The organism is Aliiroseovarius pelagivivens (genome assembly GCF_900302485.1).
Taxonomy (GTDB): Bacteria; Pseudomonadota; Alphaproteobacteria; order Rhodobacterales; family Rhodobacteraceae; genus Aliiroseovarius; species Aliiroseovarius pelagivivens.
This window is the reverse complement of sequence record NZ_OMOI01000001.1, coordinates 359,114-372,265: the sequence shown is the minus strand read 5'-3', so window position 1 is coordinate 372,265 and position 13,152 is coordinate 359,114. Positions and strand designations below refer to the sequence as shown.

Below are 13,152 nucleotides of genomic sequence, written 5' to 3'. Positions count from 1 at the left end.
AATCTAAGCGCATGAGTTATGATCTTTATATCGGCGACCAGACATTTTCGAGCTGGTCCCTGCGCGGATGGCTGATGTTCGAAGCGTTCAACATCCCCTTCCGCACCCATTTGGCTGGCCTCTATAGCGGCACGTTGAAAGAAGATTTGGCAGAACTGGCCCCGGCGCGGTTCGTGCCAGTCATGAAGACACCGGACGGCATTCCGGTGGGCGACACTCTGGCGATGGCCGAGACTTTGGCCGAGCGTCACCCCGATGCTGGTCTTTGGCCCGAAGCCCCCGCCGCCCGTGCGCTGGCGCGGTGGCTGGTGGCCGAGATGCACTCTGGCTTTGGCGCGTTGCGCAGCGATTGCCCGATGCAGCTTCTAGGCGTGGTCGAGGGATTTGAGCCGTCCGAGGCGGTTTTGGCCGATCTGACCCGCATCGAAGAACTCTGGTCGATTGCACGTGCAAAATCTGGTCGTGACAACAGCCCGTGGCTGTTCGGGGACTATTCGCTGGCGGATGTGTTCTATGCCCCCGTCGCCGCGCGGATTGCCGGGTTTGGCCTGCCGGTCGGCACGGATGCGCAGGCCTATGTGGCGGCGCATTTGGCAGATCCGGCCTTTCGCCGCTGGCGTGCGATGGGGCTTTTGAAATCCTATGATCCCGTGCCCTATATCGACGGGTTGCCTCTGTCGACTTGGCCCGGCCCCGCCCCCTTGGCGGCCGTCGCCTGTGATGGCCCATCGCTTAACGACACCTGCCCCTATTCCGGCGATCTGGTCACGGATTTTCTGAAGCTGGACGGCCAGGTCTGGGGCTTCTGCAATCCGGGGTGCCGCGACAAGACGGTGAACGACCCCGAAGCATGGCCTGCCTTCATGGACATGGTCGCGACACACAACGGTTAGCCCCGCGATTAACCTTTTGCTAACCATGCCGGTCTAGCCTGCCTGAAAAGGGGCAGGCTAGATCATGGTGGCACGCATCAGCACGGTGGCGTTCGAAGGCATCGACGCCAAAATCGTCGAGGTCGAATGCGCCCTCTCGCCCGGTTTACCCGGCTTTGCCATCGTGGGTTTGCCGGACAAAGCCGTGTCCGAAGCGCGTGAACGGGTGCGCGCAGCACTAGCGTCGATGTCCGTCGCCCTGCCCCCACGCAAGATCACCATCAACATGTCGCCTGCGGATATGCCCAAGGAAGGCTCACATTTCGATCTGCCCATCGCGCTGGCTCTTTTGGCCGAGGCCGGGTTGGTCAGTCGCGAGGAATTGGCGGGGACAATGGCCATTGGCGAGCTATCGTTAGATGGATCGCTAATCCCGGTTCTGGGAGCGCTACCCGCAGCTTTGGCCGCAGCCGAACACGAATTGGATTTGATCTGCCCAAAAGCCTGTGGAGCCGAGGCCGCGTGGATCGACGCGACCAAAGTGCTTGCGGCAGACAGCCTTGCTGGTGTGCTTCAACATTTCACCGGACAATCGCCCATCGTGCCGGCCACCGCCGGACAGGTCACAACCGAGACCACTTCCAAAGATTTAGCCGAGGTGAAAGGGCAAGAACGGGCCAAACGCGCGCTAGAGATCGCCGCCGCCGGGCGTCACCACCTGCTGATGGTCGGCCCTCCCGGATCAGGCAAGTCGATGTTGGCCGCACGCCTTCCGGGGATTCTTCCCCCCCTATCGGCACGCGAAGCGCTGGAAACCTCGATGATCCATTCCGTGTCCGGCTTGTTGGATGCGGGTGGAATTTCGCAGACGCGACCTTTTCGCGCGCCACACCACACGGCTTCGATGGCCGCAATTGTCGGCGGTGGGCGTGGTGCGAAACCCGGAGAGATCAGCCTTGCCCACAACGGCATCTTGTTCATGGACGAATTCCCCGAGTTCAACCGCCAGACGTTGGAAACCTTGCGCCAGCCGCTAGAGACCGGCGATGTGACCGTGGCGCGCGCAAACGCCCATCTGCGCTATCCCAGCCGCTTCCTGCTGGTGGCCGCCGCCAACCCTTGCAAGTGTGGGTATCTGACCGACGCCGGACGCGCCTGCAACCGAGCACCCAATTGCGGGGCGGACTATATGAGCAAGATCTCGGGACCCTTGCTAGATAGGTTCGACCTGCGGCTCGAAGTGCCTCCGGTCAGCTTCCAAGATCTTGACCTGCCCGCGACGGGCGAGCCGTCATCCGCCATCGCCGCCCGCGTGGCCGATGCCCGCGCGCGTCAGACGGAACGCTATGCCCACCAGCCCGAGGTCACGACGAACTGCGATATCGAAGGGGATTTGTTGGCACAGGTGGCCACCCCCGATCAAGAGGGACGCGAGATTCTGAACAAGGCAGCTGATCGCTTTGGCCTGACTGCACGCGGATATCACCGCGTGCTACGCGTGGCGCGTACGATTGCGGATTTGGACGGGGCCGATCACCTAGGCCGCAGCCATGTGGCCGAGGCGCTGGGATACCGGTTGGCTGGTCAAGCTGCGTGATCCGCAAGCGCCTGTGTGATGGCCTTTGCAATGCGGCGTATAGATTGATTGGCCTCGGGCAATTGCCCTGCGAACATCTGCCAAACATGGGGCAGGCCGTCAGCCTCTTGCAGATCAACGGACACGCCCTGATCGCCTAAAGCTTTTGCCATACGCTGGGCATCATCCAGAAAAATCTCGGACCGGCTGACGGTAATCAGAACAGATGTCGCCCCTTTAAAATCAGCAAAAAGCGGACTGGCGCGGGGATCGCGGGGATCAGCACCGTCAAGATAGTATTTGGCAAGCTCGTTCATTCGTTCTGCCGGCAACACCACTTCGGTCGCGTCATTGTCACGGATCGAGGCACCGCTGGTGGTCAAATCGGTTAGCGGCGAAAGGGCGATGGTGAGCGCAGGTTTCGGAAGCTCCAACAACACAATCTGCGACAGCAGCACCAACGCGAGACCACCACCCGCGCTGTCTCCACCCAGAATGATGGGGCGTCCAGGATAGGTCGCGATCACGTCCCTGTAGACGGCAAGCGCATCGTCAGGGGCCGCGGGAAATGGGCGCTCGGGCGCCAGCCCATAGACGGGCAGAAGCGCCCGCACCCCAGAAGCCCGTGCAATACGCCCAACCATATTGCGCACGGTATTAGGAGAGCCGAAAAAATAGCCGCCACCGTGGAAATACAGCAAAATAGGTGCGTCATCGGCCACGCCGGGATCAATCTCCATCACCGGGCGGGCCATGTCATGCCATGCGTATCGCAACCCTCGTGGAGGATGCAGCGACAGGCGCGTCACCCGTTCGAACCTTCTGCGCACGCGATCCACTGTCTGGGGCGTAGCGCGAGTCAGCGCCGGACGTTCAGTCAGGCGCAGCCAAAGGTTCAGCGGACGACGCAGCCAGCTCATGCGTGGCGGGCTTCGATGGCCTGCCAGATCTTCTCGGCGACATTGGTGCCGTCAAAACGCTCCAACTCTTGAATGCCGGTGGGCGAGGTCACGTTGATCTCGGTCAGATAGTCGCCGATCACGTCGATGCCGACGAAAATCTGGCCTTTCTCACGCAGAAGCGGGCCGATGGCAGCGCAAATCTCAAGGTCGCGGTCGGTCAGGCCGACCTTCTCGGGACGACCGCCCACATGCATATTCGAACGCGTTTCGCCCGCCGCAGGCACGCGGTTGATCGCGCCGACGGGTTCCCCATCCACAAGGATGACACGTTTGTCGCCGTTTGACACATCAGGCAGGAATTTCTGCGCGATCAGCGGCTCGCGATTGATGCCGGCAAAAAGCTCGTGCAGCGAGGCAAGGTTGCGGTCGTTTTCGTCCAGACGGAACACGCCCGCACCGCCATTGCCGTAAAGCGGCTTCAGGATGATGTCACCATGAGCGTGTTTGAACGACTTCAGGGTTTCGAAATCGCGGGCGATCATGGTGGGGGGTGTCAGGTCGGGGAACTCCAGAACCAGAAGCTTCTCGGGGTAGTTCCGCACCCAAAACGGGTCATTAACCACCAGAGTATCCGGATGGACCATGTCCAGGATATGGGTCGTGGTGATATAGCCCATGTCAAATGGCGGATCTTGGCGCAGCCAGACCACGTCCATCTCGGCCAGGTCCATGTCTTGAAGTTCACCCAAGGTGAAATGGTTGCCTTGTTCCCGACGAACAGTCAGTGGCCAACCGCGCGCGATGACGCGACCTTCACGATAAGACAGCTGGTCAGGCGTATAATAAAACAGGCTATGCCCGCGCGCCTGCGCTTCTTCCGCAATGCGAAAAGAACTGTCGGCGTTGATGTCGACATGGTCGATCGGGTCCATTTGAATGGCAACTTTAAGCGACATGGGGGGCTCCGTCTGAATTCAGTCCCCCATAAATGGGGCAGAGCGGCCCGTGGCGCAATGGGGTCAGTCCCCCATTTCAATAGCCCAGCGCATTTTCAAGGATTTGGATTTCGCCTGCCCCATTCACCAAGGCCACGTCAAAACGGCTGGGCGTAAGATCCCCTTTGGGCTCACCGCACAGGAATTCCGCGGCTGTTTGATAAAGCCGCTTAATCTGCGCTTTGGACAGTGCTTCGCCGGCGCGGAGGAAATCGCTGGATTTCTTCACCTCGACAAAGATCACTTCATCGCGATCGCGCACGATCAAATCAATCTCGCCGCGTTTACCCCGCCAACGACGAAACGCTACCTGCCGCCCGTTCTGCTGATAGGCGCGGGCCACACTGTCTTCGGCGGCGATGCCGGACAGATAGGATACCATCCCGCTCAAGCGTCGCGCTCCATGGCCAGAGCAGCCTGATATACTTTGCGTCGCGGCAGACCAGTGGCCTGTGTCACCATGGCCACGGCATCTTTCATGGTCATGTCCTTCAAGGCATTGCCCAGCATCTGTTCAAGATCCACTTCTTCCTCGCCCGCTTCGGCCTGCCCCAACACAAGGGCGATTTCGCCCTTCAAAGTCATATCCGCAATCTGATCGCTTAGTTCCTGCACCGTTCCGCGCCGGATCTCTTCGAATTTCTTGGTCAGTTCCCGACATACGGCAGCAGAGCGGGATTTCGCCTCAGTCGAACACAATTCGGCTAACAGACGGTTAATACGTTTGGGGCTTTCGTAGATGATCAGAGTTGCGGGGATCGCCAGAAGCTCGGTCAGCCATTTCTGACGTGCACCTTTGGCCGAGGGGGCAAAACCTGCAAAGCAGAACCTATCGGACGGCAGACCTGAAAGGCTGAGTGCTGTGATAGCGGCGGTTGCCCCAGGCAGTGCCGTCACGAAGCCACCGTCTTGTGCGGCATCCCGCGCCAGAGCAAAGCCGGGATCCGCGACCAGAGGGCTGCCTGCTTCGCTGGCATAGGCCACAGATTTACCTTGCCCAATCAGCTTCATGATCCCATCGCGACCTGCCTGCCCCGAGTGGTCGTGATAGGCAATCAGCTTGCGGTCCCCCAGCGAAATCCCGTGAATCTCAAGCAGTTTGCGCGTCGTCCGAGTGTCTTCTGCAGCGATCACGTCAGCCGAGGCCAATACATCCAGTGCGCGCAGCGTAATATCGCGTGCATTTCCGATGGGAGTCGCGACCAGATAAAGTCCGGGATCAAGGGGAGTAATCAAGGGTTTCACACTGGACCTGTCTGTTCTGAGGGTTATTATGTAGCGGTCTGTCGGGGGGCGTTCTGCCTCGCCCGGGAAAGGATATTGTATGTTTGCCGTTTTCTCACGCACCCGCAAGGCGCTGGGTGCCCTTACCATCGTTGCGTCTCTTTCCGCCCTCGTTGCATGTACCCCCACCGGATCGCAAGTGGGGCAGAACATCAACACCTCGAAGCCCGTACCCGTTGCCCTTCTGGTACCGTCGGGATCGGGATCGGCCAATGACGCAAGCCTTGCGCAATCGCTGGAAAACGCTGCCCGTCTGGCCATGTCAGAATTGTCGGGGGTCACAATCGACCTACGTGTCTATAGCACCGCCGGCAATGCGAATCAGGCGGCCTCGATGGCGACGAAGGCGGTGAATGATGGCGCGAAAATCATCCTTGGCCCGGTCTTTGCGCAAAGCGCCAATGCTGCCGGGATCGCCGTGTCCCGCCGTAACGTGAATGTGCTGAGCTTCTCGAACAATCCCAGCATCGCGGGCGGCAACGTTTTCATTCTGGGCAACACGTTTCAAAATACCGCCGACCGCCTGACACGCTATGCCACACGTCAGGGCAAGGGCCACATCATGATCCTGAACGGAAATGATCAGGCCGAGGTGCAGGGGCGCGCAGCGATCGAAGCTGCCATCCAGAATTCTGGCGCCACGCTGGCGGGGACATCTACATTTGAGCTGTCACAAAATGGTATCGTGAACGCCCTGCCGGGCATCAGCTCGCAAGTGCGCAGCTCGGGTGCCCAGTCGGTCTTCCTGACCTCGGGCACGTCGGGCGCGCTGCCCTTCTTGGCGGGTCTGATGCCGGAAAACGGCGTTGATCCTGCCAGCACGCAGTATATCGGCCTGCAACGCTGGGACATCCCGGCCAACGCTCTGTCGCTGCCTGGCTTGCAAGGCGGTTGGTTCGCTATCCCGGACCCAGCACTGAGCAGCCGTTTCTCGGGTCGCTATCATGCCAAATATGGCGCCACACCGCATCCGATTTCGGGGCTGGCCTATGATGGCATCGCCGCCATCGGCGCGCTGGTTAAAGCCGGCAAAGCCAACGCATTGACCACCACCGCACTGACACAGCCACAGGGCTTTGTGGGTGTAAACGGCATCTTCCGCCTGCGCGGCAATGGCACGAACGAGCGTGGCCTAGCCATCGCTCAGATCCAGAACGGTCAGGTCGTGATCATCGACCCCGCACCCAGAAGCTTTGCCGGTGCCGGATTCTAAGGTCGACCGGCCTGAGCCGGATCAATTGGTGGGGCAGCTTGTTTGCCCTGCCGAAGAAATTCTCGATGAACAGGCCCTTTGGCAGCGGCTTGAGCTGGCGTTTGAAGATGCCAAGGATGCCGCAGCCATCCGCAAGCTGACCGTCACTGAGCTGCGCGGCGCCATGAAATCGGGCCGTGCAAAAATCGCCGACGCTCTGTCGCAAGCCCCGCTTGACGCCCACCCCGCCATTGCCGCCTATAGCCATCTGACCGATTGCGTGGTGCGCTGCGTGCATCGGGTCGCGACCGAACGCCTGCACCCCCTGCCCGTCCCCACCACCTCCGAGAGGATCGCCGTGATCGCGGTGGGCGGCTATGGACGCGGAGAAATGGCCCCGCAATCCGATGTGGATTTGCTGTTTCTGACGCCCTACAAAATCACCGCTTGGGCGGAAAGCGTCATTGAAAGCATGCTTTATATGCTGTGGGATCTGCGGCTGAAGGTGGGCCATGCCTCGCGCACGATCGACGACTGTCTGCGATTGGGGCGCGAGGATTACACCATCCGCACCGCCCTGCTGGAGCAACGCCCCGTTTGCGGTGACGCCGAACTGGCCCACGAACTGGATGATCGCCTGTGGGCAGATCTGTTCGACGGCACTTTGGCAGAGTTCATCGAAGCCAAGCTGGCCGAGCGTGACACGCGCCATATCAAACAGGGGCAGCGCTATGTGGTCGAGCCCAATGTGAAAGAGGGTAAGGGCGGTCTGCGTGACCTTCAGACGCTCTTTTGGGTCGCAAAGTACCAGCACCGTGTGGCGCATCCCTCGGAACTTGTGTCCAAAGGTGTCTTCACCGAGGACGAGTTCGAAACCTTCCGCGACGCCGAAAGCTTCCTGTGGGCTGTGCGCTGCCAGTTGCACCTTTTGACCAATCGCCCCTCGGACCAGCTGTCGTTTGACCTTCAAGTCGAGGTCGCAGACCGCTTGGGCTTCAAGGACACTGAAGGCCGTCGCGCGGTCGAGCATTTCATGCAGGTCTTTTTCCGCCACGCCACGCAGGTGGGCGACCTGACGCGGATCGTGTTGACGGCATTGGAAGCACAGCATCTAAAGCAAGTGCCGCGCCTGATGCGCCTTTTGAAACGTCGCCGCAAACTGAAGCATGGCTTCGTGGAGCAACAGGGCCGCCTTGATGTCCCGGACGAGACCGCGTTCCTGTCCGACAAGCTGAACCTCTTGCGCATCTTCGAAGAAGGTCTGCGCACGGGCATGTTGATCCATCCCCATGCCATGCGATTGGTTTCGCATAATCTGCATCTGATCGACGACGAGGTGCGCGAAAACAAGGAAGCCATCCGCATCTTCCTTGATCTGCTGTTGAAACACGGCAACCCGGAACGCGCTCTGCGCCGAATGAACGAGCTGGGCGTCTTGTCCGCCTTCATCCCTGAATTCGAGCCCATCGTGGCGATGATGCAGTTCAACATGTACCACTCGTACACGGTGGACGAACACACGATCCAGGTGATCTCGAACTTCGCACAGATCGAACGGCACGAGCTGGAAGTTGAGCTTCCGATCAGCTCGGAGATCATCAGCAAAGGGATCAATCGCAAAACCCTGATGGTGGCAATGCTCTTGCATGATATTGGCAAAGGGCGGCCGCAGGATCACTCGGTTCTTGGGGCGAAAATTGCCCGCAAAGTCGCCCCCCGGCTGGGGCTGACCGCGAAGGAATGCGAGACGGTCGAATGGCTGGTGCGCTATCACCTGCTGATGTCTGATATGGCGCAGAAACGTGACATCTCTGACCCGCGCACCGTGCAGGATTTTGCCAAGGCGGTGCGGTCTGTCCGGCGTTTGGATCTGCTGACGGTCCTAACCGTCTGTGACATTCGCGGCGTCGGACCGGACACGTGGAACAACTGGAAAGCCACGCTGATCCGCACGCTTTACAACCAAACGCGCCGGGTCTTGGAAGACGGAACCGAGGCCCTGAACCGCGAAAGCCGTGGGGCTGACAGCAAGCGCGCCTTGCGCAAAGAGCTGGCAGACTGGACACCCAAGAATCTGAAGACCGAAACCGCCCGGCACTATGATGCCTATTGGCAGGGGCTTCATGTCTCGGCCCACGCGGTCTTTGCACGGCTTCTGCGCGACATTCAGGACAACGAAGTCCGGATTGAACTGGAACCGGATCAGGACCGCGACGTCACACGTGTCTATTTTGTGTTGGCCGACCACCCCGGCATCTTCTCGCGCCTTGCGGGCGCACTGACGTCGGTTGGGGCCAACATCGTGGATGCACGTACCTATACGTCGAAGGACGGCTATGCGACGGCGTGTTTCTGGGTACAGGACGCAGATGGCAGTCCGTTTGACGTGGCCAAGCAAAAACGCCTGACCCAGATGACCCACAAAATCCTGAAGGGCGAAGTCGTCGCGCGAGATGCCATTGCCGGACGCGACAAGATCAAGAAACGCGAACGCGCTTTCAAGGTGCCCACCACGATCACCTTCGACAATGAAGGGTCCGAGATCTATACGATCATCGAAGTCGACACCCGCGACCGTCCAGGCCTTCTTTATGACCTGACGCGCACGTTGGCCGACGCGAATGTCTATATTGCGTCCGCTGTGATTGCGACCTATGGCGAACAGGTGGTCGACAGCTTTTACGTCAAGGATATGTTTGGCCTGAAATTCTATGCCGAGCACAAGCAGGATCTGCTGGCAAACAAGCTGCGCACGGCAATCGAAAAGGGCGTGGAAAGGGCGACCACATAATGGCATCACGATTGGCCAGGGGCTTCATGACCGTCGGGGGCTGGACCATGGCCAGCCGCATCCTTGGGTTCGTGCGCGACATTATGATCGGCGCGTTCCTTGGATCCTCTGCCGTGGCCGAGGCATTCCTGATCGCCTTTTCCCTGCCCAATATGTTCCGCCGCTTCTTTGCGGAAGGAACGCTGAACGTGGCCTTTGTGCCAATGTTCGCCAAGAAACACGAGAGCGGAGACGGTGCGCTGGAATTCGCGCGCGATGCGTTTGCGGGGCTCGCATTCATCCTTGTGATCTTCTCGATCATCGCACAGATCTTCATGCCCGCGCTGGTTTATGCCATGGCGTCCGGCTTTACCGAAGACAATCGCTTTGATCTGGCCGTCACCTATGGACGGATCGCCTTCCCCTATATCCTGTTCATCTCGCTGGCCGCACTTCTGTCAGGCGTTCTGAATGCCACCGGACGCTTCATGGCCGCTGCCGCCGCCCCGGTGCTTTTGAACGTGATTTTCATCGCCGCCATGCTGATCGCTGACCTGATGGGTGGCGACATCGGCTTGGCCATGACATGGACCGTGCCTGTCGCCGGTATTGCGCAGGTGGTTCTGGTCTGGATCGCTGCCAGCCGAGCTGGATATCGCCTGATCCCGCGTATGCCGCATATGACGCCCGAATTGAAACGGCTCGCCATCATCGCAGCCCCTGCTGCACTGGCGGGAGGTGTGACCCAGATCAATCTTCTGGTGGGCCGTCAGGTTGCTAGCTTCTTTGAGGGCGCCGTGGCGTGGCTTTACTATGCGGATCGCCTCTATCAACTGCCATTGGGCGTGGTCGGCATCGCCATCGGCATCGTGCTTCTGCCCGAACTGTCGCGCAACCTGCGCGCAGGCGACATGGCCGCCAGCCGCGATGCACTCAGCCGCGCGGGCGAGATGTCGCTGGCCCTGACCATCCCCGCCGCAGTCGCGCTGGTGGTGATCCCGCTCCCGCTGATCGAAGTGCTTTTCCAACGTGGCGCGTTTACAATCGATGATGCGAAATGGACCGCACTGGCCACGGCAATCTACGGCGCGGGCCTGCCAGCCTTCGTGTTGCAAAAAGTGCTCTCATCTGTGTATTTCGCCCGTGAAAACACCAAAGCCCCCTTCCATTTCGCCCTTGTTGGCATGGTGGTAAACGCAGCCATTGCCATCGGCCTAAGCTACCATCTGGGCTTCATCGCTGCTGCGATTGGGACAACGCTGGCAGGCTGGACCATCACCACACTGACATGGATCGGCGCTGTCCGCATGGGCGAGGAAACCCGCTTTGACGCGCGCTTCTGGTCACGCCTTTGGCGCATCATCGCCGCGAGCGCCGTCATGGGTGCCGCCCTTGTGGCGATGGCCTTCATCATGGCCCCGCTCTTCGCCATCTCGGGCGTCAAAATCGCGGCACTTGCCGTGCTTGTTCTGGGCGGGATCGCAATCTACGGGCTGGCCGGACAAATGCTCGGCGCGTTCCACATGTCGGAAATCAAGTCCGCCTTCCGCCGAGGCTAACCCCGCACGCGTTTTCTTGTCTCAAGTATCTTGGGGTGAAGCGCGCAGCGCTGAGGGGCAAGGCCCCTTAAGGCTCATGAAATGAGCCGCCGAAAGCCTCTACCGCTGACGCAACCGCTGCACCACGCGCGACCAGCCGCCCGGGCTGACCAGAAAGCTCAGCCCGAAGCCCGCGACAAAGCCCGAAACCTCACTGACCCAGTTCAGCCCTGCCCCAAACAGCAGGCTGAAGATCAGCTGAATGCCAAGAAGAAACGCGATGATCCGGAAGGCAGACAGCTGGTTACCACCAGTTGCACCCAGCTCCGCCCACAGGATGAACGTGTAGGCTCCGATCAGGCCATAGACCGCCGGATAGCCTCCGAACAGCACGACGCCCGTGTCCCAAACCAGCCAATAGACCAACGCGCCGACAATGGCCGAGCCGAAGAAGACCACCAGAAAGGCAAAGGTCGAAAAGACCTCGCCCACCATTTTTCCAAGTGCCAGAAGGAAGACGAGCACGAACAGAAGATGGGTGAAGCTGATATGCAGGAACGGATAGGTGAAAAACCGCGCCATGTCCTTCAAGGGGAAGCGTCCGTTTTCAACCATCCACGCGAAAAGCGGTTCGCGAAAGCCCCAGTTCTCGATCGTGGCAATGCGCCAGCCTGCGGCCTCGGGCCCGCCGATCAGCCCTTTGCTTCCGACCCAGAACACCAGCTCGATCCCGACGAGAAATACCGAAAGGGCAATAACCACTGGTGGCAGAGGGTTGACGGGACTTTCATCATGCGGATGGGTCATGCACTGCTCCTTCGCCGTCTTGTCGACGGGCTTTCCTTGACGCTGTCTGCCCAGCTAGGTAATCGACATGGGCACAGAATTCCAGACGGAGTAAACACATGACCAATCACACGCCGCGCGTATTTTCGGGGATCAAACCCTCGGGCGGGCTGACGCTGGGCAACTACCTTGGCGCCATCAAGCGTTTCGTGGACATGCAGGCACAGGATTTCGAGACGGTTTACTGCGTCGTCGACCTGCATGCCATCACCGTCTGGCAAGACCCGAAAGAGCTGACCGACGCGACCCGCGAAGTGGCCGCCGGGTTCCTGGCCGCGGGCATTGATCCCAGCCAGTCGATCCTGTTCAACCAAAGCCAAGTTCCTGCACATGCCGAACTCGCGTGGCTGTTCAATTGCGTGGCGCGCGTAGGTTGGATGAACCGGATGACCCAGTTCAAAGACAAGGCTGGCAAGAATGCCGAGCAAAGCTCGCTTGGGCTTTATGCTTACCCGTCGCTGATGGCCGCTGACATTCTGCTCTATCACGCGACCCACGTGCCTGTGGGCGAGGATCAGAAGCAGCATGTGGAACTGACGCGCGACATCGCCGCGAAGTTCAACCACGACTTCAAGGCCGAAGGTTTCTTCCCGCAGCCCGAGCCGATCATCGAAGGCCCGGCGACCCGCGTGATGAACCTGCGTGACGGTACCAAGAAGATGTCGAAATCGGGTGAAAGCGACATGGAACGCATCAACATGACCGATGATGCCGACAAGATCGCCAAGAAGTTCAAGAAGGCAAAGACCGATCCAGAGCCTCTGCCCGAGACGCTGGAAGGTCTGAAGGATCGCCCCGAGGCAAAGAACCTAGTGGACATTTATGCGGGTCTGTCAGGTCTGACAAACGAACAGGTAATCACGGAATACGCAGGCGCTGGCTGGGGCCGTTTCAAGCCTGCACTTGCGGATCTGGCAGTCGAGAAGCTGGCACCGATCTCGGAAGAGATGTCGCGCCTGATGAACGACAAAGCCGAGATCGACCGCATTCTGGGCGAAGGCGCCGACAAGGCCGAGGCGATTGCCCAGCCCATTCTGGATCGCGCCTATGACATCACAGGCTTCCTGCGTTCGCGTAAGCGCTAAGTCGGACCGGGGCCAGCCCCGGACCCCGGGATACTTTTAGTAAGAAAATGAGAGGCGCCCGATCGTGGGCGCCTTTTTTCGTGATTTTGTGT

At 59.7% G+C, this 13,152-nt stretch carries 11 protein-coding genes; 6 read left to right on the top strand and 5 right to left on the bottom strand.

Annotated features, from left to right (window positions below):
- Nucleotides 1-11: 11 nt before the first annotated feature.
- Together ALP8811_RS01825 and ALP8811_RS01820 are read left to right on the top strand one after the other, a co-directional pair.
- Entirely contained in the window at nt 12-893 is an 882-nt protein-coding gene (locus tag ALP8811_RS01825; protein ID WP_108855489.1) for a glutathione S-transferase, read from the top strand.
- Nucleotides 894-957: 64 nt separating this feature from the next.
- A complete protein-coding gene (locus ALP8811_RS01820; protein WP_108855488.1) occupies nt 958-2,469 on the top strand; it encodes a YifB family Mg chelatase-like AAA ATPase in 1,512 nt (503 codons plus the stop codon).
- Here the strand turns inward: ALP8811_RS01820 and ALP8811_RS01815 are convergent.
- From ALP8811_RS01815 to rsmI, 4 genes are all read right to left on the bottom strand, one after another.
- Nucleotides 2,457-3,368 (bottom strand): alpha/beta hydrolase, encoded by a 912-nt coding sequence (locus ALP8811_RS01815; RefSeq protein WP_108855487.1) that lies wholly within the window; start codon nt 3,366-3,368, stop codon nt 2,457-2,459. The two genes, ALP8811_RS01820 and ALP8811_RS01815, sit on opposite strands and share 13 nt — an antisense overlap.
- Nucleotides 3,365-4,306, bottom strand: a complete 942-nt coding sequence (gene gshB / locus ALP8811_RS01810) for a glutathione synthase (RefSeq protein ID WP_108855486.1) — start codon at nt 4,304-4,306, stop codon at nt 3,365-3,367. The genes ALP8811_RS01815 and gshB overlap by 4 nt, the downstream gene beginning before the upstream one ends.
- A 76-nt stretch (nt 4,307-4,382) precedes the next feature.
- Nucleotides 4,383-4,736: a YraN family protein gene (locus ALP8811_RS01805; RefSeq protein WP_181363668.1), complete on the bottom strand. Its 354-nt coding sequence runs from the start codon at nt 4,734-4,736 to the stop codon at nt 4,383-4,385.
- Nucleotides 4,733-5,590: a 16S rRNA (cytidine(1402)-2'-O)-methyltransferase gene (gene rsmI / locus ALP8811_RS01800; protein ID WP_370738863.1), complete on the bottom strand. Its 858-nt coding sequence runs from the start codon at nt 5,588-5,590 to the stop codon at nt 4,733-4,735. The genes ALP8811_RS01805 and rsmI overlap by 4 nt, the downstream gene beginning before the upstream one ends.
- Nucleotides 5,591-5,669: 79 nt before the next feature.
- Here rsmI and ALP8811_RS01795 point away from each other — a divergent pair, with 79 nt between their 5' ends.
- The 3 genes from ALP8811_RS01795 to murJ are packed head-to-tail and all read left to right on the top strand — an operon-like array spanning nt 5,670 to nt 11,150.
- Nucleotides 5,670-6,842, top strand: coding sequence for a penicillin-binding protein activator (locus ALP8811_RS01795; RefSeq protein ID WP_108855484.1), 1,173 nt, complete (start codon nt 5,670-5,672; stop codon nt 6,840-6,842).
- A complete protein-coding gene (locus ALP8811_RS01790) occupies nt 6,829-9,612 on the top strand; it encodes a [protein-PII] uridylyltransferase (RefSeq protein WP_442319887.1) in 2,784 nt (927 codons plus the stop codon). The genes ALP8811_RS01795 and ALP8811_RS01790 overlap by 14 nt, the downstream gene beginning before the upstream one ends.
- Nucleotides 9,612-11,150, top strand: coding sequence for a murein biosynthesis integral membrane protein MurJ (gene murJ / locus ALP8811_RS01785; RefSeq protein WP_245924507.1), 1,539 nt, complete (start codon nt 9,612-9,614; stop codon nt 11,148-11,150). Before ALP8811_RS01790 ends, murJ begins: the two co-directional genes overlap by 1 nt.
- 99 nt (nt 11,151-11,249) lie before the next feature.
- On the opposite strand, the gene ALP8811_RS01780 is transcribed toward murJ, so the two are convergent.
- Nucleotides 11,250-11,936, bottom strand: a complete 687-nt coding sequence (locus ALP8811_RS01780) for a rhomboid family intramembrane serine protease (protein WP_108855482.1) — start codon at nt 11,934-11,936, stop codon at nt 11,250-11,252.
- A gap of 98 nt (nt 11,937-12,034) precedes the next feature.
- Here ALP8811_RS01780 and trpS point away from each other — a divergent pair, with 98 nt between their 5' ends.
- Entirely contained in the window at nt 12,035-13,060 is a 1,026-nt protein-coding gene (gene trpS, locus ALP8811_RS01775; RefSeq protein WP_108855481.1) for a tryptophan--tRNA ligase, read from the top strand.
- Nucleotides 13,061-13,152: the final 92 nt, after the last annotated feature.